Origin of the sequence: Marinobacter changyiensis (assembly GCF_009193265.1) — a bacterium.
Taxonomy (GTDB): Bacteria; Pseudomonadota; Gammaproteobacteria; order Pseudomonadales; family Oleiphilaceae; genus Marinobacter; species Marinobacter changyiensis.
Map to the genome: position 1 here is coordinate 91,693 of NZ_VZZZ01000005.1, position 21,493 is coordinate 113,185.

The 21,493-nt window shown below is 57.7% G+C and carries 17 protein-coding genes; 8 read left to right on the forward strand and 9 right to left on the reverse strand.

Going from position 1 to position 21,493, the window contains the following annotated elements; all coding sequences use genetic code 11:
* The first annotated feature begins 228 nt into the window (after window positions 1-228).
* Both F6Y09_RS13895 and F6Y09_RS13900 read left to right on the forward strand, forming a co-directional pair.
* Window positions 229-705: a DUF6586 family protein gene (locus tag F6Y09_RS13895; protein ID WP_152207542.1), complete on the forward strand. Its 477-nt coding sequence runs from the start codon at window positions 229-231 to the stop codon at window positions 703-705.
* Between the two features lie 76 nt (window positions 706-781).
* Window positions 782-1,042 (forward strand): hypothetical protein, encoded by a 261-nt coding sequence (locus F6Y09_RS13900; protein ID WP_152207543.1) that lies wholly within the window; start codon window positions 782-784, stop codon window positions 1,040-1,042.
* Between the two features lie 19 nt (window positions 1,043-1,061).
* Here the strand turns inward: F6Y09_RS13900 and F6Y09_RS13905 are convergent, their stop codons facing one another.
* Both F6Y09_RS13905 and lexA read right to left on the reverse strand, forming a co-directional pair.
* The gene (locus tag F6Y09_RS13905) at window positions 1,062-1,601 is read right to left on the reverse strand and encodes a cell division inhibitor SulA (protein ID WP_152207544.1); all 540 of its coding nucleotides are present in this window, start codon (window positions 1,599-1,601) and stop codon (window positions 1,062-1,064) included.
* Window positions 1,602-1,692: 91 nt separating this feature from the next.
* Window positions 1,693-2,304 (reverse strand): transcriptional repressor LexA, encoded by a 612-nt coding sequence (gene lexA, locus F6Y09_RS13910; protein WP_179959424.1) that lies wholly within the window; start codon window positions 2,302-2,304, stop codon window positions 1,693-1,695.
* 471 nt (window positions 2,305-2,775) lie between these two features.
* Between lexA and F6Y09_RS13915 the strand changes: the two genes are divergently transcribed.
* Together F6Y09_RS13915 and F6Y09_RS13920 are read left to right on the forward strand one after the other, a co-directional pair.
* Window positions 2,776-3,777 carry an amidoligase family protein gene (locus tag F6Y09_RS13915; protein WP_152207545.1) on the forward strand — a complete coding sequence of 334 codons (1,002 nt, stop codon included), beginning with the start codon at window positions 2,776-2,778 and terminating at the stop codon, window positions 3,775-3,777.
* On the forward strand, window positions 3,770-4,489 hold the full coding sequence (locus F6Y09_RS13920; protein ID WP_152207546.1) for a gamma-glutamyl-gamma-aminobutyrate hydrolase family protein: 720 nt from the start codon (window positions 3,770-3,772) through the stop codon (window positions 4,487-4,489). Before F6Y09_RS13915 ends, F6Y09_RS13920 begins: the two co-directional genes overlap by 8 nt.
* On the opposite strand, the gene F6Y09_RS13925 is transcribed toward F6Y09_RS13920, so the two are convergent.
* Entirely contained in the window at window positions 4,455-4,655 is a 201-nt protein-coding gene (locus F6Y09_RS13925; RefSeq protein WP_152207547.1) for a hypothetical protein, read from the reverse strand. The genes F6Y09_RS13920 and F6Y09_RS13925 overlap by 35 nt on opposite strands.
* 12 nt (window positions 4,656-4,667) lie before the next feature.
* Here F6Y09_RS13925 and F6Y09_RS13930 point away from each other — a divergent pair, with 12 nt between their 5' ends.
* Window positions 4,668-5,360 (forward strand): SIMPL domain-containing protein, encoded by a 693-nt coding sequence (locus tag F6Y09_RS13930; RefSeq protein ID WP_152207548.1) that lies wholly within the window; start codon window positions 4,668-4,670, stop codon window positions 5,358-5,360.
* A 4-nt stretch (window positions 5,361-5,364) separates the two neighbouring features.
* On the opposite strand, the gene F6Y09_RS13935 is transcribed toward F6Y09_RS13930, so the two are convergent.
* Window positions 5,365-9,069, reverse strand: coding sequence for a translocation/assembly module TamB domain-containing protein (locus F6Y09_RS13935; RefSeq protein WP_246180542.1), 3,705 nt, complete (start codon window positions 9,067-9,069; stop codon window positions 5,365-5,367).
* A complete protein-coding gene (locus F6Y09_RS13940; protein WP_246180543.1) occupies window positions 9,066-10,733 on the reverse strand; it encodes an autotransporter assembly complex protein TamA in 1,668 nt (555 codons plus the stop codon). The genes F6Y09_RS13935 and F6Y09_RS13940 overlap by 4 nt, the downstream gene beginning before the upstream one ends.
* A gap of 307 nt (window positions 10,734-11,040) precedes the next feature.
* On the opposite strand from F6Y09_RS13940, the gene F6Y09_RS13945 reads away from it, so the two are divergent.
* Complete coding sequence (locus F6Y09_RS13945; protein ID WP_152207549.1) at window positions 11,041-12,045, forward strand: hypothetical protein; 1,005 nt, start codon at window positions 11,041-11,043, stop codon at window positions 12,043-12,045.
* Window positions 12,046-12,193: 148 nt separating this feature from the next.
* Here the strand turns inward: F6Y09_RS13945 and F6Y09_RS13950 are convergent, their stop codons facing one another.
* On the reverse strand, window positions 12,194-12,865 hold the full coding sequence (locus F6Y09_RS13950; RefSeq protein ID WP_152207550.1) for an arginine N-succinyltransferase: 672 nt from the start codon (window positions 12,863-12,865) through the stop codon (window positions 12,194-12,196).
* A gap of 150 nt (window positions 12,866-13,015) precedes the next feature.
* On the opposite strand from F6Y09_RS13950, the gene F6Y09_RS13955 reads away from it, so the two are divergent.
* Window positions 13,016-13,315 carry a DUF6482 family protein gene (locus tag F6Y09_RS13955; protein ID WP_152207551.1) on the forward strand — a complete coding sequence of 100 codons (300 nt, stop codon included), beginning with the start codon at window positions 13,016-13,018 and terminating at the stop codon, window positions 13,313-13,315.
* Between the two features lie 46 nt (window positions 13,316-13,361).
* Here the strand turns inward: F6Y09_RS13955 and F6Y09_RS13960 are convergent, their stop codons facing one another.
* On the reverse strand, window positions 13,362-16,025 hold the full coding sequence (locus F6Y09_RS13960; protein ID WP_152207552.1) for an AAA family ATPase: 2,664 nt from the start codon (window positions 16,023-16,025) through the stop codon (window positions 13,362-13,364).
* Window positions 16,022-17,197: a metallophosphoesterase family protein gene (locus F6Y09_RS13965; protein WP_152207553.1), complete on the reverse strand. Its 1,176-nt coding sequence runs from the start codon at window positions 17,195-17,197 to the stop codon at window positions 16,022-16,024. The genes F6Y09_RS13960 and F6Y09_RS13965 overlap by 4 nt, the downstream gene beginning before the upstream one ends.
* A gap of 239 nt (window positions 17,198-17,436) precedes the next feature.
* Here F6Y09_RS13965 and F6Y09_RS13970 point away from each other — a divergent pair, with 239 nt between their 5' ends.
* On the forward strand, window positions 17,437-20,007 hold the full coding sequence (locus F6Y09_RS13970) for a GcvT family protein (RefSeq protein ID WP_152207554.1): 2,571 nt from the start codon (window positions 17,437-17,439) through the stop codon (window positions 20,005-20,007).
* Window positions 20,008-20,034: 27 nt separating this feature from the next.
* Here F6Y09_RS13970 and F6Y09_RS13975 read toward each other — a convergent pair whose 3' ends face one another.
* Window positions 20,035-21,417 (reverse strand): L-serine ammonia-lyase, encoded by a 1,383-nt coding sequence (locus tag F6Y09_RS13975; RefSeq protein WP_152207555.1) that lies wholly within the window; start codon window positions 21,415-21,417, stop codon window positions 20,035-20,037.
* Window positions 21,418-21,493 lie beyond the last annotated feature (76 nt).

The window sequence follows — 21,493 nt, forward strand, 5'->3', positions numbered from 1 at the left end:
CCCAGGGCCTTCGACCTGCAAAATCTGGAAGAAAGATAGGTGCCTATGAATGTGATATTCCGCGTGGCTTATTGCCTGAAAACAAAATATGGCACAACATTTATTTTGTTTTCAGTTGTTATGACACTGTTTTGACGAAAGAAAACCCACCCGCAGCGGTGGTAATTCGAGGGGAATTTATTTGCGGAATCTGATAAACTAACAGTTGTTTTTAAAACGGGATCCGCCATGAGTTCCGAATGGTACACACTGACCTCACAGAAATTGTTTTTGGCTGAAACACTTATAAAGATTTCACAACAAGCTCCCGACCGGGGCACTGTGGAGGCGACACTTCAAGGTGCGATCGAGCTTTCTCTCAGGGCCCGGAAATGCCTGTTGCTGATGATCGCCCGGTATTATCAGCACAAATCCGCCCAGCCGGAATCTCTGGATGAGTTAAAAGCGCTTATAGGTACAGATGCGCCCGAGTCGGTTCAACTGCTGGCCATCGCCAAGAAGCCAGGGAGCTGGTGGGATTATCTGGACCAGATGGAATTGAGCCAGGGCAAACCGCCGGGTAAGAAGAAAACCATTTCAGAAGACAATATTATTGCCGTTGCCATCGATACCGGCCCCGACCGGAGTGCAGCGTTGCTGGCAGACTCAATCGCTGCCATGAGGCAATACCTGACCATCCTGGCGGAAAGGCATGAAGAGTGGTGATGAAACCAGGCGCAGGGCGCCATACAAAGCAATTCATATATGAGCCATAAGGCTCAATTGACCAAAGGTTTGAGAAATGTCGGCTTCTTTTTTTGAGATTATTCAGTTAACCGACGGTGACTACGCCCTGAGGCGTATTGACGATGATGCAGCGCCATTGGTGCGCATCTCGTTTTCGGCTGAAGCCAAGGAAATGATGGAAGATAAAGAAATGTCAGTTGCGAAAGCCATGATTGCTGCTGGTATAGAGGCCGTTGGAACGGTCGGACATGACCTTGACTGGGATGAGGACGATAACGACCACACCCCGAGCCAACGCTCATACACGCTGCATTAATTTGGGTGCTTGGGGGAGCTTAACGCTGCCTCAGGACTACCCCATGGCTCCGCCCCCTGGCTGATGCTTGCTGAAGAGACTCCAGCGATGCAAGCCCGAGCTTACTGGTCCACATCACCACTGCGTGACAAGTGCCAGCGCTGAGGGCTCGCTCGGCCAGTTCAAGCGCTGGATAGTCGTCGGATGAACGCAGCACCAGAATTTCACCAGTGATGATACCGTGCATGGTCTGCCATTTGCTCACCAGAGCCTGGGGTGGATCAATCCATGCCAACCAGCGCCGCTCCTGGTTGAGTTGGGTCAGCATCGGTAACAACAACTGAAAGTTCTCCACCTGACCGGCCGGTAGAATAATCTCCGTCACGTTGCCGCTGCCCTGCTCCGTCGCAGTTCTGGGCTTGGGAGTTACTGCGGGCCTGGGACCAACTGGAGTGTCCTGCCGCATTTTGGCAGCCCCGACCGTTACGGACCCTATAATTCTTGGCTCCGAAGTCAAACCAGCTCTACCTGGAGCGCCCTGGCCATATGACAGGTTCTGATTAAAACTGAGTTGTTCCATGTTAACCCTCACTCGCCTTTCGGCAGCACAACGTCAAAGTCTTTTTGTTAGCTGAGAAACCCACTCGCAGTGGTAAGCCGCTCACGCCGCATCAGTGCATATCGGAGCGCCGGATAACACCGACACCAAGACCTTCAATGAAGAATTCCTGTTCGCCGAGATCGACCACAATCGGTTCAAACTCTTCGTTTTCTGCCATCAACATCACTTTGGTACCCTCGCGACGATAGCGTTTCACCGTCACCTCTTCACCGACACGCGCCACGACGATCTGACCATTATGAACATCTTGCGTGCTGTGAACCGCCAGCAGGTCGCCATCGAGTATGCCAATATCTTTCATACTCATGCCTCGAACCCTCAGCAGATAATCAGCCGACGGCGAGAAAAAGTTCGCCTGTAAGGTACAGTGATCCTCAATGTGTTCTTGCGCGAGAATCGGACTACCCGCCGCCACCTGGCCAATCACCGGCAACCCCAGATCGGCTTCCGACTCCGGCAACCTGATACCACGGCTGGCGCCGGGTACCATTTCAATAGCGCCCTTCCGGGCGAGGGCTCGCAAATGCTCTTCAGCGGCATTGGCAGAACGAAATCCCAGCTCAGCGGCAATTTCGGCGCGGGTAGGCGGATATCCGGTTTCGTCGAGATAACGTTTTATAATGCCCAGAACCTGGGACTGCCGTGCTGTGAGCTTCATCATATCGGACCCTGTTTTTATATACAGTAAACTCAATATATACAGTGTTTCATCCAGTGTAAAGCCAGCACCTGAACCCGATACATAATTGACCATCCGGTATCTACTGATGCCTGATCAGTCGAAAACCTGCGAGCATCCGGTATTACGCTTGAAAGAGAAGGTTTTCGGGTCAACCATTGCGAACAGCGATTACGCCAATGTCACTGCTCCGGCCGGTAACAGGCCAATATTGGCCCCTCTACGGGTGTGTTTGTAGGAGCGACTTCAGTCGCGAATTCCGGAGTTATCCGGGAACTCTATCGCGGTTGAAACCGCTCCTACCGGGCCAGGTAGTTGTAGGAGCGACTTCAGTCGCGAATTCTGGAGTTATCCGGGCACTCTATCGCGGTTGAAACCGCTCCTACACGGGTAGCGGAGTACTGACGCTTGGGATTATGGTAGTGTGCATTTTTACTTTTCAAGGAGATCACGATGACGTCCAAAGGCAGCTGTCACATGCCCGACATTCTGCGAACGTCCGATAACAAGGAACGCAGGGTCGGTGTGGAAGTCGAGATCTCTGGCCTCAGCTATGAGAAACTCGTAGCGCTGACTGCCCGATTACTGGATGGCGAGGCAAGGCAGACCTCCCGCTACGTCAGCTCGGTGACAACCCCTCTGGGGGAGTTCCTTATCGAGCTGGATTCTGACCCTATAAAGGAGATGGACCTGAAGGACCAGCGCCTGCCGGAGTCTATTCGCGAGCTTGGGGGCCACGCCATGGACATCATCGACGCCGCCGCGGAGAGAATCGTACCGCTCGAAATTGTGAGCCCGCCGATTCCTTTCACCAGGCTGGAGGCCATCGAGACACTCTGCAACGAACTTCGTGAAGCGGGCGCACTGGGCAGTCGAGAAGCGATCGTCTATGCCTTCGGTCTGCAATTGAATCCGGAACTGCCGGATCTCAAACCAGCCACCCTGGTGAATTACTTCCGTGCCTTTGCCACACTTTATGACTGGCTCAAATCGCGACACCAGCTCGACCTCAGCCGCAAGTTCACCAGCTATATCGAGCCTTGGGACAGTGACTACATTGATCTGTTGCTGAAAGACGACTACGAGCCAGACCAGCGACAATTGATGGAAGATTACCTGCGCACCAACCCGACCCGTAACCGGGCACTGGACTTGCTGCCCCTGTTTTCATACCTGGACGATGAACTGCTCAGGAAGCATGTGGAAGATCGCCGTATCAAGTCTCGCCCAACCCTGCACTACCGCTTGCCGGACTGTGATATCGACAATCCGGAATGGCACTTTTCAACCGTCTGGAATGACTGGGTTGTACTCGAGCAGCTAGTGGCCAACGCAGCGGACCTGAAAGAACTGGCGGGGCTTTATCGTGACAGTCGTAAACTCAGTTTTCATAATCTGACCAGCAGCTGGACAAATAACTGCCACCGCTGGCTGGAAGCGAAGGGCTATGTCTGAGCATCCCCTTCCCGGGCTGACCATTGGCATCAGCGGGCCGTCACGAATCCGCCTCAGTCATCGATTGATCAGTTTCGGATTACGGATTCACGGTGCCAGAACGGTCTATATCAGGCCCGGCTCCAAAATTGACGTTAACCTGCTGGACGGGCTTGTGTTGTCCGGCGGTACCCATGTGCATCCGGAGCGATACGGTCAGGAACCCGAGATAAAGGCCCGTTATGACAACCGTCGCGACACCACCGATATGGGGCTGCTCGAGAAGGCAGAGCAGCTTGGGCTGCCGGTTCTGGGCATTTGTCGGGGCGCCCAGCTGATCAATATTTATCGCAAGGGTTCGCTTTGTCAGAACGTCACGCCCCTGCGCGTCAATACGCGACATCGACCGCTCCTGCTGCCGCTCCAAACGGTTCGCGTGGTGCAGGACAGCCGCATCGGCAATATCATAAGAGGGCCCAGCATTGGCGCCAACCGAATCCACAGCCAGACCATAAAGCAACTCGGGCACCAATTACGGGTGGTGGCGGTGGATAACGATTTGTTCGTCCAGGCTATCGAGGATACAGAAGGACAATGGCTGATGGGTGTGCAATGGCATCCGGAGTACCTGCTGTATCATCCCCTGCACCGGCGGCTGTTCCGATGTTTTGTCGATGCCGCCCTTGCGCGGAAGCGCGCTAGACTGGCAGGTGACGACGAAGCACCGCTTTAATCTGCTGAATGTCTTCGGCGTCTTGAGGCAGTGCCTGTAAATGCCGGTCAACCCAGGTTTTCAGCTGGCTTCGGGTAGTCACATAGGAAGGGTCGGAGCCAGTCAGGCGGAACAGAATATCCCGCTCTCTGGCTGTCAGCCTTACCTGCTTATCATGTAATAGCATGGAGAATTATATATGCCCCGTAATCTTACAGGCCGCTTCGCAACCCTGTTGGGCGCCGTCGCACTTGCGCTCCCCGTCACCCTGCTGGCCGGCGAAGTCAGTCTCACCGGAGAAGGTTCGGTAAAGTATACGCCAGACAGCGCCCGGCTGCAGTTTACGGCTGCAGCCGAGCATGAGAGCACAAAAAAAGCCACTGAAGCCGTCAACGAGAAGATAGCAGCCTGGAACAACGCAGTGCGTGATTATCGTGCGCAACTGGATGACTACAACGACGCCAGCCTGACGCTCTATACCCGTAACCTGCCGGTCAGCGAGCGCAATGAAGAGCCCGAACAGCGGGCCGTAGCCTCCCAGTCGGTCAGCTTCGTAATAAAAGATCTGGCCCTGCTGAATCCCCTGATTGCTGCTGCTCAGAAACTTGGTATGGAATATCATCTCGGAGCCCATCAGTTCTTCCATTCTGACGAGAGCGGCCTGCATCAGCAGGCTCTTGGCCGGGCCATTGCCGATGCCAGGAAACGGTGCGCCTTTGTCGCCGGAGAGCTGGACAAAACCTGCGGCGACATCAAAACCATTAACGTCAATGGCGGCGGGCGCCCAATGCCGATGATGATGGCCGAAGCCCGGAGTGATAAAAGCGCGGTCTCCGAAGTCGGCCCCAGGGAAATCCAGACCAGCGTCAGCGCCACCTTCGAGCTGGACTGATGGATCAGAAATCCCGGGTATAGAAGAGATCCAGAGAGGCTGCAAGACCGCTCGCGGCCTCCAGGTAGAAATAGCGGCCCAGATCATAACGCAGAGCCACTTTGGTCACCGGTTCAAACACGCCGACGCCATAACGGATACTCAAGTCTTCCGTCAGATACCCGCTTGCCACGACGGCCGATGAGTCGCCAGAGCCCTCGGTTTCCAGAACAAAATTCTGTATACCCACTTCCTCGCCCAGGCTCCGGGTAAACCCGCTGGTCTGGGCAAGCCCCATGGACAATGCCGCCTGACTAACCTGGCCCTGCTCACCGCTGTTTCGTAGTGGCCGCCCGAATACCAGATACGCAAGCGCCTCACTCTGGGGCATGGCCGGCTCGGAAAATACTTCTGTTCGGGGCTCGGAGACCGGGCCACTGAGCCGGAGGCCCGCGGTCACGTTATCCACGACACGGACGGCCTCAATGTCCAGATAGGGTTCCGACACCGGCCCGGCAAACACCAGGCGCGCCCGCCGCAATTCCAGCTTCTGGCCGTAAGCCTCGTAATTGCCTTCGTTAAGCTGCAAAGCACCACGGGTATCGAGGTTATTACCGATCGCCAGAGAGCCCGCCAGGTCACCCGTTACCCCGAAGCCTTCAAAACTGACCCGGTCTTCACCGACATTGACCGTAACGTCCATATTCAGTGTTCGCAGGGCCGGCTCTTTCACTTCTTCGCCAACGATGACCTCATCATCGGATACCGACACCGCCTGCTCAGGCAATTCACGGATTTTAATGGTTCCCCGCGGGATATCCACCTGTCCGGTCACACTGAGATCACCATCCCCATAGGCGAGAGTAATATCGGGATTCATTTCAAGCCGCGCGAATGGCTCATAGCTGAAGGGCAGGCGATCCCCGGTTATCCTCAATTCAACGATGGGAGAGCCTGACCAGTCGACACCACCGCTCAGCTCACCCCGACTGCGCTCGCTGCTCCGCCAGCGGCCTTCAATAATGGCTTCACGCCCGGCCAGCTCCATGCTCAACACGATATCTTCCAAAGGAAGCGGTAGCGTGGGATCCAGTATGCGACCACGGCTCAAAATCAGCTCGCCGAATACTTCCGGGTTCATCAGCGGCCCTTCGATACGCCCTTCACCGTTCAGTTCACCGGCAATTTCCTCGATTTCAATAAAGGCACCTGCCAGAGAAACATCCAGATCGTTGAGACTATATCGACCTTCAACCGGAAGTGTTTCCTGTGACGGGTCCAGAACCATATCCAGGGTTAAGCCACCAAGGCCAGGGCCAGCCAGCGATAGCGCAAGCTTTGCACTATCAGGCTTGAGCACAAGCGAGGTGGTCAGCTCGTCGTATGGCAGCGGCTGCCACTCCTCACCTGCTAACACCTCTACCATGCCCGGCCCCGCATTCAGATTGATACGACCATCCGGACCGGTCTCTTCCATGGCCAACACAACATCGCCATTGATTTCAGCATCCCAGCGCAGTCCTTCCGGCATCAGCGTGGCAAGGGCAGACGTCGGAAAGCGGCTGATCTGGTAGTTCAGCTCGGGCATTGGCATCAGCACCTGTTCGGCGGCACACAGGGAACTTGTCTGCCATTCAAAGCAGTGCTGGCCCAGCAGGAGCTCACCGCTCGGCTGATAAACAAGGGTGGCGGGGTCTGCGAGCGTCCAGGTCTGGTTCTGCTCCAACAGCTCGAAACGGGCTGATGCCAGCATGCCGTCCCAGCCTTCCTGCCAGCCTCCGGCGAAGCCCAGACTTGCCGTCAGGTCGTCAGTAATTGCCTGAATGCGAACCTCATGATCCTCCAGTGTCCCGGTTACCCCTAAGTCCAGCTCTGAAACAGTCTGTCCGCCTGCTTCAAGGCCCCGGACGCTGGCGTCCCCTTTGATTGCAAGGCCCTCTTGCAGCTGTCCGTTCAGGGCCAGGGAATCAACGGTCACCAGTTCCTGCCATGCCAGCTCCGAGCCTTCGAGCTGAACGGTGCCAGCTGGATTATCCAGCTGTCCTGAGGCTTCGATACTGCCCTTCAAGGCCCCCGACAAACCCGGCATGAACGCCCCCAACCGTGGCAGGTCGAGATTGACGCTCGCGGTTAACGAATCCGCCCAGCTACCGGAGCCCTCGACAATATTCTCCCCCACCCTGAGCTCGAGATCTCTGACTTGCCACTGTTGATTGGCGGATTCCAACTCGCCCAGGATACGGGTGTCATTAGCTTGCCAGGTACCCGAGATATCGACGGCCGCCCTGGCCTCGGGAAACCCCTGCTCGTCCAGTCGACCCGCTGTTGAAACCGGCCCACTCAGACTGGCCTCCAGCTCTGGCACCCAGAAACCGGGATTGAGTCGATCCAGCTCGAGCCCGGCATCCCAGGCGATCTGGTCGGCAAACGCAATGTCTGCGTCCCCTTTGACACCACCCGCCCCGGTATCCACTATCAGGTTATTGATCTGAACCCGCTCCAGGTCTCCTTTCACATCAGCCTGCAATGAAGTGTCGCCAAGAGGGCCACCGACCCCCGCTGACAGGTTGGCCTCGTAGGCGCCATCGGTATAGGTTCCTTGGGCCTCCAGGGTGTTCAGGGTAACCGGCAGGGCCGCCATATCGGGTATCAGGTCGTACCAGGGGAAATGCTTGAGGCCAACGTCCGCCGTCGCCTCCAGTAGCCCAGACCAGTTTACCGACCCCGTCACCGCAAGCTCACTGATTTGCCCTTTGCGGTGGTAGGGTGCTGTCAGGGTCAGTGACAGGCCGGTCGCTTGTTCCGTTGTTACTCGCCCCTTCAGAGCCAGCTCAACATCGCCCCGGGCGCCGGGTAGCCGCGCGGAGGTATCAATCATGAAACCATTGGCAAGACTGCCTGCCAGGGCCAGTCGCCAGTTTTTCAGGGTCAGGGTCGGAGGTAAGTTATCGAGTGTGAGGAACTCGTCGGCCCTGAGCTTCAGCCGTGCCGGCAGGTCGGGATTCAAAGGCGCAACCTCGCCGTCAAACCGGGCATTGAGATAGCCCCGACTCTGACCCCGCAAGAGCAAGTCGCGGACATTACCACTGAGTGCCAGATCCACTGCCCAATTCTCGCCCGACGGTGGCGGCAGGCTGGTCTCCACACTCAGCGCAACTGGCCAGTCACCACGGGTATCGATGCGCCCCGATACAGTGACCTCCAGCGTGTCCCGGCGCACATAAAGTTCTTCGATATTGAAGTCTGCACCGGCAGCTTCGGCGCTCAGGGTCAGGGTATCCCAGATCAGCCCGTCATTGAGCCTGAACGGTCCGAGGTCGATATCACCAATGTCCAGATTGACCGGCAGGATCACCGTCGGGAGAGTAATGGCAGAGGAGTCTTCGGTGTCTTCTCCGGGCTGGGTTACCAGCTCAATGTTACTCACCCGCAGGGTATCGAGACACAAGGTTTTGCGCCACAGGCAGCCGGGAGACCAATCGATATGGGGGGTCGTCAGCACCAGCTGAACGCCGTAGCCCTGCCATCGCAAGGAATCCGCCTGCCAGACCCCGAGCAGCGAGCCTTGCCCGGCGTCCACCTCCAACCCGGGTACTTGCTCAATGACCCAGGCCGTGCCCGCTTCCGAGCGCAGCGCCAGTAACACCGCCGCTCCCAGCAACAGCGGCACCAGGATGATAATGGCCAGTGCTATCAATAGCCTTCGCACAATCACACGTTTCCGGCTCATAATTCCGGCCCCATTGAAAAGTGCAGCCGCCAGTCACCGCCAAGCTCCTCGTCCAGGCCCTTGGCAATATCGAACCGGATCGGTCCGACCGGGCTGATCCAGCGAATCCCGACGCCTACGCCGGTGGCCAGCGGATCGCTCAGATTATCCACCGAGTTTCCTTCATCAACAAAGGCCGCCAGCCGCCAGCTGTCTGACAACGGAAACTGGTACTCAGCCCCCGCCACAATCAGATACCGACCACCGATAGTGGCGCCATTGCCATCTTCCGGAGAAAGGGTTTGGTAGCCATACCCCCGCACACTCTGGTCCCCACCGGCGAAAAACCGAAGGGACGGCGGCACATCCGAAAACTGGTTGGTAGCGATACCTCCGACTTGTAGCCTGCCCAAAAACCGGTGGCCGTTCCCCACGGTAATAAGCCCCCGAGCCAATCCAATAACCTGCAAAATATCCGTGTCCGAAAACAGGTTTCTGTTAGCTCCGGTGACATCAACCTGAAGCCGGTAGCCACGGGAAGGATCGAGCGGAGAATCCGCGCTGAGCTTGGAAAAACCGACACCGGGTAACAGGAGCTTGCTGGTTTCCCTTTCGTCCTCACCAATTTTGAACCGTTCCCCCTCCCAACGCACGGACAGAATTCGCGTCCAACCGTCATCAAGCGCATGTTGCCATTGCTGGCCAAAGGTCAAAAGCTCGGATTCCACATCTTCGATATCTTCCCGCTGGTAGCCCGCAGTCAATCGAATCGAATCGGTCATCGGCGGGTCCAGGGGTAACTCATACCAGGTGCTCAGGCTTTGCCGCGGCGCCGAAAGTTCGGTTTCCGCACCCCGGCGATGCCCCATCGGATTGGTCCAGTGCTCGGTCCAGGTGCCCCGGAAGCGCGGCCCGACATCCGTTGAGAAACCAAGGCCGGCGGCCACAGAGCGCGGGTCACGGCGGGTCAGGCGAACCACCACCGGAATTTCACGCTCGGCTGCAGCATCAGGCCGGGCATCCACCAATACCTGGGAGAAATAACCGCTGTTGGACAAATCACCGTTCAGCCTGGCGAGTTTATCGGCGTGATAGGGGACTCCGGGCTCGAAAACCACAAACCGCTGAAGTAACTGTTCCTCGAAACCGTGGCCTTCCTCAAAGCGGACGTTGCCAAGACGATAGCGGGGGCCGCTCTCGTAGATCAGCTCGATAGTGACGGTACCTTCATCGGGATCCACCCGTAACTTCTGTTCGGTGTACGCACCCTCAAAGTAGCCGAGCCGTAAGGCCCGATTCTGAATGCTGGATTTTAGGCTACTGTAATAAGAGTGATTGAGTATCTCGCCCTCTCGCAGGCGCGTGGTCTGCAACGCTCCGAATTCTTTATCGTCCGCGGCGGGGCCGAGGATACGGATATTACTCGAAGTGATCCGCACCGGCTCTCCCGGCTTCACCGTCAACTCAAGCCGTGGTAGCTCGTCGTCAATTACCTGCCAGTCGATCTGGGGGCGGTAGTAACCCAGAGCCCGCAGCGCCTGGCGAACCTGTTCAGTAGCCGTCGAGGCGTAGCGCCGGAGGTTGCTGGCGCTGCGTCCCTCGACCTCACCAATAAACGCCTCGGCGTTTTGCTGTAACGCGGGGAAGTCACCCTCAATACGCACCTCAACCTGCCCCCACGCCATGATGGGAAAACAGAGCCAAAAGACGCCGGGCAACCAAAAATTGCAACGAAAAAAACACCAGCAGATCATCATCAAGAACGCGGACCGTTAGGGACTCCGTTATAAACACCGTGTGAGTTTACCGGTAACCGACCAGGTTAATCCATGGCAAGTTTTCCTCGTGGCCGGTTCGCCCGGGGCTGCTCTAAAAAACCGGGCGTTGCTCGAAGATTGCCGGACAAGTCGTCTGCGGAGCGGAAATGAGCTAGGCTAGAGCTCTGAAAAGCCAGCTGATTCGTCAACCCGCAGAACCAAAAAAAGGCCCTGGATGTTCACCATCAATCGTGCAAATCTGAAGTCGAGCCATCAGATGGTATGGCTCATTATCGATTTCCTGATGCTTGGGCTGCTGATTTTCAATCTTGCGCTGATCATCTTTGATTCCATTTACAATTTTGAGGCCATCCAGAAATTCCTCGAAGCTCACGCCGGAGGCTTCAAAGAGGTCTACCACCCGATCCATATAAACTTCATCTTCTACGATCTTGTCTTCGTCAGCATATTCCTCACCGAGTTCGCTGTGCGCTGGGCCTATTCGGTCGGAACGAAGGTCTATGACCGCTGGTATTTCTACCCGTTCATTCACTGGTACGATCTGGCGGGCTGCATCCCCACCGGTGGCTTCCGCTTCTTGCGGGTGCTGCGGGTTATTTCCATCGTCTACCGGCTGCACAAATACAACATTATCGATGTCACCAAAACCCGGACGTTCCAGTTTTTCAATTTTTACTACGAAGCCTTTATGGAGGAGCTCTCGGACCGCATTGTGATCAAGGTGCTGTCCGGCGCCCAGAACGAAATCAACCAGGGTTCGCCACTGTTTGACCGGATCCAGAACGACATTCTCTATCCCCGCCGGGAAATGATCTCTGACTGGATATCCGCCCGCGTCGCCCAGGCCGCCGAAGAAGGTTACGTACCCAATCGCGGGGCCCTGCGCAGCTACCTTGAGAACCGGGTCGACAATGCCCTGAAACAGAACACCGAACTCTCCCGGCTGCGCTTCCTGCCGGTAGTAGGGTCGACCATTCAGGAGGCTCTGGAAGAAGCTGTGGGCGACATCGTGGCAGACGTGATCCACCAGATCCTGGACGACCTGGCCTCGACCCGGAATCACGCCTTTATCGAAGATATCGTGACCGTATTCTTACCCGACCCGGAACACCGGGAGGCAGAAGAGATGGAGAACGAAGAACTGATCCGTTTGATCGATGAAATTATTGAAGCAATTAAAAAACAGGTGCGGGTGAAACGTTGGCGCAAGGAGCTTTGAGCCGACTGAATACCATCAGCACAAGGCACCAACCAACAGGACGGCGTTACATTATCGATCTGACCACACTCAGGTTTGCGCAATTATCAAAGGATAATGGGGGGGGCAGGATTCCGTGCGCCAGCGGAGTTTGCTGGCGGCAAGTTCACTACTCCCTGAGTTTGATAACCAGCAACCCATCCCGGACCTGAATGTGTTCGACGCCGTCGGAGAAACTTTGCCAGAACCCGCTGTCGCCACCGAACTCCCGGATCAGATCGACGTTTTTCAGATTGCCCAGCCAGGCATTCGGAATCGGCACCCCCATCAGACTGACACCTTTTAGCACCACAACAGGCTGACCGTTACGGTAGGCAAACTCCATCCCTGCGTTGATTCGCACGGTCTTGCCTCCCATTACGGGGAAATCCTCTTCCAGCGGCACTAACCATTTGGCACTGACCAGATCATCCGATAAATCGATCGCCAGTTTCTGCGCCAGATCGGTATTTGTCGCCAGCATGGCGTTGAGCTCCCGCTCATTGAAACGCACCTCCCGGGACGCCCCCACCTCACTGTAGGGTTCCGGTTCCAGCGCAGGGCTGGCGCCCTCACCCTGCATATCCAGACCAACCGCACTCAGTTTTCTATCCAGTACCTGTTGCTCACGGGTATTCAATTCGACAGGTTCAAACTCTGTCAGAAAAAGATAATTACTCAGCAGCCAATAGCTGAGCCCTGCGGTGAGCACCATGGTTGCCAGCACGATGAGCAAAACCTGGGGCCATCGTAGTTTGGTTGCCGTCTTTAATGAATTACGAGCATCGGGTGGTGTATTCATTTCAAACCTTCAGGATTCGGTAAGTAAGCTGTCCCGGATATTCCCCGTAACCGACACCAGCGTCACGCAGGTTGGTACAGGCAGAAATGCATGGGTGCATTGATCCTCCTCTCAGGCGGTCCCGTATGTATTAAAAAGAGGAGAGTCCACATGCACATGTCTGAGAAAAGCCTCAAATTGTCCCACAAAACCGGAATCGATAAACTTGAAATTGTTTCCATGGAAGGACGTTATTACCTAGCGCGCTTTGCTTTTGCAGGCTCCGACCCCACCACCTATCTTCTTACCGATGAAAGCGACAGCCCGGTACTGTTCACCGCCGCGTCGGGTGTAAAGGAATACTTCAAACGATACCATCCGGCTTCAACAGAATTGATACCGCCAACAGGTACCGATGAAATGGTTGGTATGCCGTCATCAGATATGGTCCAGATGAAAGTAAAAATCTGAGGCTTTTGCATCCTCTTGAGTTTGAATAGCAGCTAATTCTTGCTGTTCACTTCTGACCTGGCGCCGCAGATGTCGCTGCCTTTGTCTTCAACGCTTCCAGATCTCTAGCCTCAACCCCCAGATCCCGCCAGTTATCCGGGTGGCAGGTGAACAACAGAATCTGGTGCCGCTGGGAAGCGTCGAAGAGGATCCGCTTCATGCCGACCAGGCGGCTGGAATCGCTGTGAACCAGGGTGTCATCCAGAATTACCAGGGTTGGCCTGCCGGCTTCCTGGAGCAGGTCGGCGTAGGCCAGGCGGCTGATGAGGCCCATTTGTTCCCGGGCGCCGAAGCTGAGTTCGGTGACCTGACCCAGTTCGTTGCCTCGGGTGAAGGTACCGGGAATCAGCTGTTCGTTCACTTCCAGCCGAGCCTGGGGGAAGAGCACGCTAAGGTAATGGTCCAGATGTTTCTGCAGGGGCGCCTGGAGGCGTTTTGTCAGCGCCTGCCGCCTGGTTTGCAGCAGGTCGAGCAACAGATCCAGCGCCCGGGCGCGGCGATGCAGTTCGTTGTAGCGCCGGTTCACGTGCTCCAGCTCCGCCGCCAGTTCGTTGCGCTGCTCCTCCAGGCCTTCGGCACCCCAGGCTTCCAGGCGCCCACACAGTTCGTGGATTTCCAGGGCACGGCTATTATGGGCTTTTTCCAGTTGGTCGATGGTGGCCTTTAGCCGGGTCATGTCCTGCTGTAACAGCTCCGGACGCGCCTCGTCGATGGAGGCCTTACGCTGCGTCATGGTAGTTTCCAGCGCCTGCTGGCGTTTTTGTTCTTCGGTTATGTCGCGGTCCAGTTCGTCTTGTTGTTGTTGACGCTCCGGGCCGTTGAGCTCGGCCCTTAGCTCTTCCCACTCCCGCTTTGCGCTTTCGCAGGCATGGCTGGTTTTCAGGACGCCGGTTTCATGCTGACGGAAAGCCTGTTCCGCATCGTTCAGTCGTTGCTCGGCAGCGGCAAGATCTGCCTCCGCCGCGGCCAGGGTTTTTGGCGCCTCATCCGCTCCCGCTTCCAGGATAGCCTGCCAGTCCTTGCGTCGCTCAGCGAGCTCCTCGTTTACCTCTGTCTGTCGGCTTTTAAGCCGGTCAATCCCGCCCGGTGCAACGGACTTGAGCAACTCGTCCAGTCGTTCGACCTGGATGCTCGCGTCCTGATATCGGGCCAGCCGCTTTTCTGCTGCCACCGACGATTGAACGCTCAGGCCTGCGAGCTGATCCTGCAGGTCTTTTTCCAGGCGTTCTATCTGACGGCGCACCCGCCCTAAATCCTCACCGCCGGGCATGATGCCCAGGGTTCCTATGCCGGGAATCGCCAGCGTACTATCATCCAGCAGCCGTTCTGTGCCCTGCCCTTCCACCGGCTTTCCGTTCAGTTGCAGGATTTTGCCCGGCTCCAACTGCCAGCTCAGGCGGGTGGCAATGCTTTCTGAGCGGATGGTTTCCTCTTCCAGGGCACGTCGGGTTTTCTGCAGCTGTTCCACGCCAGCCTTGTCGATCAGGTTCTGCTGTTTGGCCTGCCGGGCCTGGTCGAGTCGGGTCTGGTAATCGGTGGCTTTGGCCACACCGGCTTCCAGTGCCCTGAGGTCATTCTCAAGCTGGGTCAGATCCCGCTGCAAGCGCTGGCGATGGTCATGCAGGCGAGCTTTATCCACCATCTGTCTGGCAGCTTCATACTGTTTGCGGGCGTCTTCAACGGCGCCATTCAGCACCGGGGCCTGAGCCTGTTGCTGCTGTAGGGCACGTTCGGCGCTTTGAAAGACGGCTTGTCGTTGGTCGAGTTTTCGGCGCTGATCGTCGAACTGTTCTCTGCTGCGCATCAACAGCTCGAGTCTCTGATGAACGCTGTTGAGCGCTTCATGGTCCCGTTGTTGCTGTTGCTGCAGGGTCTCGATTTCCCGGAAACGGGTTTCAGCGAGTTTCAGGTTGTCGCGGGCCCCGTCCCAGGGGCGTTCCCGTTCCGCCTTATTGTGGGCTTCCCGCAGGATTCCCAGCCGGTCCACCAGGGACTGGTAGCGCTCAATGCGCTCATCAAGTTCAACCAGGCGGGTTTCCAGCTGTTGCCGGTCCCGGTCCAGTTGCACGTAATCGCCCCGGGGTTTACCGGTGGTGGTAAGCAATTCTGCGCGTTGCTGTTCGACGGACTGGATCACCTCGTCGCCACCACTGCTGGCTACCTCGCCTACCAGGTTGTTCAAAGCAGACTGTAAATGCTCACTGGCGTTGCCCACGGCCAGTTCAATATCCTGCCCGGTGCCTTGCTCCACCCACAGCAGGCCGGGGATACCCCAGTGTTCGGCTTTGCTGGCGCCTTTTTTGGCGAACTGGTAGCCCAGCAGATCGGCCAGTTTCTCCTCGGCCTCTTCCCCGCTGAAGCTATCCGAGCCGATCTGGAGGTCACAGCGTTTGCGTTGCAGAAACTGTTTGGTCAGTTGCCACTGTTGCTGACCATGCTCGAAAGATATCTCGACCGTGGGTGCCGCGCCGGAGTCGCCCCAGGGGCGCAGGTCCTCAACCGCGCTGGAGCGATAACGCTCGAAGAAGGCGGCGCGGATGGCCCGCACCAGAGTGCTCTTGCCGGATTCGTTGGGACCGTGCACAAGATTGAGGCCCGGCTGCAGGTTATCCAGGGTCAGGCTGGCTCTGAACTGCCGGAGATCCTCAATGCGGACACGTTGCAATTTCATCGTCCGGCCCCCCCGGCCGCTGTGCCATACCCGGCAGCAGCAGACGCTTGTTCGGCACTCCCCGGGGAGCTTCTCGCTTTCAGAAGCCGGGCCAGGATCCCCAGAGCATCACGGGCCTCCGTCTGGCTTTCGCCGCTTTGCAGGGCTCTCAGTTCCTTGATCGCTTCACCCAGATACCCGTCCGCATGGAGGGCGGCAATATCCTCATCGGTGGGTTCCAGCTGCAGCCCGGCGCGATCGCAGGACACGCTCCGATATTTTGCTTCAGCGACAGACAGCGCTTCTGTCAGGCGCTGGTCGTCCGCCAGAGTGATTGTGCCCTCCAGCCGGCAATCGATCACGGAAGTCTCTGGCAGGTTCTCCAGGCGCTTCAGTAATGCGTCGAGATCGGATGCCACTGAAAGCTGCTCCCGCCACTGATGCCAGCGGTATTTTGCGGTGTCATGCCAGGTCACTTCAGGACGTGCACCCGGCTCCGCGATCTCCACGATCAGCGCATAGCCTGCGTCATTATTGCGGAACCGCTCCGGCTCAGGCGTGCCGCTGTACCAGGTGCGCTCATTGACTTCTTTCGCCCCGTGCCAGTCGCCCAGGGCGAGGTAATCCAGGTTTGCCCGCTCGACACGGTCTGGCGCGATCGGGTTGGTGGCGTCCACTTCGTCCGGCAGGATGCCCTGCACGCTGCCATGGGCCAGGCCCACGCGGATAAGGCCTGCAGGCGTTGCCATGGTATCGAAAGCTTCGGTCAGATCGCTGTAGGTATGGCGCTGGGTCAGAGGTGCTGCCAGAACTGCAATGCCCTGCTCTGCCAGCGGGATGATGCCACTCTCAAGCGCGAGTAGAACATTGGCGGGAACGGCACTGAGCCGCTGGGCCCGGGTCCACACACTTTCCACCAGCGCGGCATCATGGTTGCCAGGCAGCAAGACCCAGGGCCCCGAGAAACCGGCCATGGCGTTAAACACCCGTCGTATCGTCCGCTCCGACACCATCTGTGCATCGAATACGTCACCCGCGACCAGCACCGCGTCACAGCCTTGATCGGTGGCAAGTTCCGCCAACCGCTCGATGGCCCCGTAACGGGCTTCGGCTAAAGCGGCGCCGTCATCCGTATCGAACCGGCTGAACACGCGTCCCATCTGCCAGTCTGCTGTGTGTAGAAACTTCGGCACGTAACGTCCTTTTATCAATAGGTGAATGAGCCGACTGGTCGAAAGTATCCAGAACGGTCTGATCCGTTGCAAGCCAGAGGTATGAAACCCGCTGATTCCCGCCGACACCCGTGCCGTTTTTGGACGGCTCCATGTCGTATTGGATTTATCGGCCTTGCTGGATCAGAGCCACATTGAAGCAAAGCCGTGCCCGGCATACCGGAGCAAACAGGCGTTCATTGTGCAGAAAGGGGCGCAAGATGACACAACTACCGAAACGTGCAAAAGTCGTGATCATTGGCCAGGGCGGTATCGTTGGGTCCTCGGTCGCCCACCACCTGATCGAACAGGGCTGGGATGACATTGTGGGGCTGGAAAAATCCGCCATTCCCACTGATATCGGCTCGACTTCCCACGCCTCGGACTTCTGCTTCACCACCTCCCACGACAAACTGAACATCTACACCACCAAATACAGCCAGGTCTTTTATGAGAAGCGTGGCAATTATGTCAAGTGCGGCGGCATGGAAGTCGCTCGCGTTGATGACGATGAACGCATGGACGAACTGCGCCGCAAGGTAGGTTCCGGGAAAGCCTTTGGCACCAATGTCAGCATGATTTCACCCAGGCAGGCGAAGGCACTGTTCCCCCTTCTGGATGAAAGCCGGATCCAGGGCGCCATGTGGGACCCGGACGCCGGGCTTGTGGTGCCTCGCTCCCAGAAAGTAGCGGGCGACCTGGTGGCGGAAGCGGTCGCCACCGGCAAACTGCAGGCTTTTGCCTACACCCCGGCGATCCGTATCGATGTCCGGGATGGCCAGGTGCGCGGCGTTGACACCCACAAGGGCTACATCGAAACCGAATACGTGGTGCTTTCCATGGGTATCTGGGGCCCGTTGATGGCGAACACCGCCAAGGCACCCCTGCCGTTGATGCCGCTGGAGCACCCCCTGCTGTTCTTCGGCCCCTGCGAGGAATTGGCCGGCACCGGCAAGCAGATCGTCTATCCGCTGTTCCGCGACCAGGGCAACTCTGCCTACGTGCGGGACACCGGGGATCCCACCACCACCGAAGGTGGTCGTATCGAATGGGGCTACTACGAAGCCGAAAACCCACGGCTGGTCTACCCCGGCGCCATTGCCGAGCCCGGCGAGGCACGGATGTCACCCTCCATGCGGGACCTTTCACTGGATCAGGTAATGAGCGCCTACGAAAAAGCCATTGAAATGACCCCGATCCTGGGCGAGCTGGGCTGGGAGGAAAAGCACTCCTTCAACGGCCTGCTGTCGGTGACACCCGATGGCGGTTCCCTGATAGGGGAATCCCCGGAAGTACGCAATCTCTGGTTCTGCGAAGCGGTGTGGGTCAAGGACGGCCCCGGGGCGGGCAAGATACTGGCAGACTGGATGACCCATGGCTCGCCGGAGATGGATCCCCACAGTGTGGATATCGCCCGCCACTACCCGCTGCAGAAAACACCGGATTTCGTCTACAACCGCTGCTACGAAACCGCCAAGAAGATCTACACCCCGGCGATTCATCCTCGGGAGCCCTATATGACCGGGCGCAAGCTGCGCACCAGCCCTTTTTACCTGCGAGAGGCAGAACTGGGCGCCTATTTCATGGAAGTCGCCGGCTGGGAGCGAGCCCATGGCTACGCCGCCAATGAGGCAACCCTGTTGGCAAAATACCGCGATCGCATCCCGGTGCGGGAACACGAATGGGACGCCCGGCATTTCTGGGAAGTATCCAACGCCGAGCAACTGGAAATGAGCGCATCCGTGGGCATGATCAACCTGTCCCACTTCGCCATTTTCGACATCTCCGGCGCTGACGCGGAAGCGCTGCTGGAATACCTGTCGGTGGCCAGGGTGGGCGGCACCACGCCCCATGGCAAAGGCGTCTATACCCATTTTCTGGATGCCCGAGGGGGTATTCGCTCCGACCTGACCATCATCCGACGGAACGATAACGACTACCGGGTAGTCTGTGGCGGCGACACCGGTCACCGGGACTATTGTTGGATCACCCGCATGGCCCGGGATAAAGGTCTGCACAACTTCCGCCTGCAGGACCGCACCGACGAGTTGGCGACCCTGGGGCTCTGGGGACCGAAGGCCCGGGAAACCTTGGCGCAGTTCGTCACTGAACCCGAGGAACTGTCGCCAGAGAATTTCCCCTTTGCCACCGCACGGGAACTGGACATCGGGGGCGTGCCGGTCTGGGCCTTCCGGATCTCCTACGTCGGTGAACAGGGCTGGGAGCTTTACTTCCCGTTCAGCTATGGTGTGCGAATCTGGGACCTGCTGTTTGAGGCCGGTGTTACCCCGGTGGGCATCGAAACCTACGCCAATACCCGGCGCCTGGAGAAGAGCCTGCGCCTGCAGAACGTGGACCTGGAAACCGAATACAACCTTTATGAAGCCGGGCTGCAACGGCCCAAGGTAAAAGACGCGGATTTCCACGGCAAGGCCGCCTATCTGGAACAGCGGGGCTGGCCCAACCAGGCGGCGTATCTTTGCACCATGACCATGACGGAACACAGGGACGCCAATGGTGTACTGCGGTATCCGGTTGGCCAGTGGCCGATTCTCGACCCTCAGACCGGCGAGGTACTGGTGGACAGCCACGGCCGCCGCTCCTATAACACCAGCGTAGTCTGGGGCCCCTCTGTGGGCAAAATCATCCTGCTGGGATATATTCCGGTGGACTATGCCCAGGAAGGCCGGGAACTGGCCCTCGAGTACTTCCAGGAGCACTACCCAATCCGTATCGAGGCGGTGGGCTACCGCGCCCTGTTTGATCCGGACAACGAACGGGTCAAGTCGTGACCAGTTCTCGCCAGCCGCGCCTGACGGTCAGCATTCAATGATGTTGACCGCTAGCCCTCCCCTTGCAGTTTCCTTGTACTTGTCCAGCATATCGCGGCCGGTTTCCCTCATGGTGTGCAACACTTTATCCAGCGAAACGTAATGCTTGCCATCACCCCGCAGGGCCATGATGGCGGCGTCGATGGCCTTCACCGAGGCCATGGCATTGCGCTCGATACAGGGAATCTGCACCAGCCCGCCAATGGGGTCGCAGGTCATGCCAAGGTGGTGCTCCATGCCAATTTCGGCAGCGTTTTCCACCTGTTCAGGCGAACCGCCAGTCGCCGCAGCCAGACCGGCCGCAGCCATGGCACAGGCCGAACCAACCTCGCCCTGGCAGCCCACTTCAGCGCCGGAGATGGATGCATTTTCCTTGAATAGCACGCCAATCGCCCCGGCGGTCAGCATAAAGCGCACAATACCGTCTTCATCCGCCTGGGGGCAGAACTCCCAGTAATAGTGAAGTACAGCCGGAATAATGCCCGCTGCGCCATTGGTTGGCGCTGTTACAATACGTCCGCCGGCGGCGTTTTCCTCGTTGACGGCCAGGGCATATAGATTCACCCAGTCCAGGGCGCTCAGGGACGGTGAAATCAGATCCACCCGCTGCTTATCCATCAGCGAACGGTAGAGCGACGCGGCACGGCGTCGGACCTTGAGGCCGCCTGGCAACTCTCCTTCATGGGCAATACCATTCTGTACGCAGGCCCGCATCACCCGCCAGAGTTCCAGGATACCGCCGCGAATCTCATCCGGTGTGCGCCAGGCCTGTTCATTGGCGTACATGATATCGGCAATTGTCAGTCCCCCTTCCCGGCACAGGCTCAGCAGCGCCTTGCCGCTGCCGAAAGGGTATGGCTGTGGCGTATCGTCTTCGCGAATAGTGGGGATGCCTTTGGTGGTGGCATCCACAACGAACCCACCGCCCACCGAGTAATAGGTTTTTTCGTACAGGCACTGGCCATTATCATCGAACGCCTGGCAGATCATGCCGTTGGGATGGTCCGGCAGGGATTTACGCCGGTAATAGACCAGATCGCTATTCTCGCGGAACCGAATAGCGTGGTGCCCTGCCACCAACAGGGTTTCGCTGCCCCGGATTCGCTCAAGGCAATCCGGCATTTCTTCGGGGTCGATACGGTCAGGCCGTTCACCCTGCAACCCCATCATCACAGCCGGGCCAGTGCCATGGCCCTTGCCCGTAGCTCCGAGAGAGCCGTACAGGAAAACCCTCACCCGACACACAGACGCCATCAGTCCTTCTCTCGCCAAAGCGTCGGCAAACCGCCGTGCTGCCTCCATGGGGCCCACGGTATGTGAGCTGGAAGGACCAATGCCTACCTTGAACAGTTCAAACACACTGATGGCCAATTCCGGCACTCCTCCATAGGGGCTTGTTTCAACAATAGCTCAGCCAGTGTCCGGTCGCATGCTTGCCGGCGACACC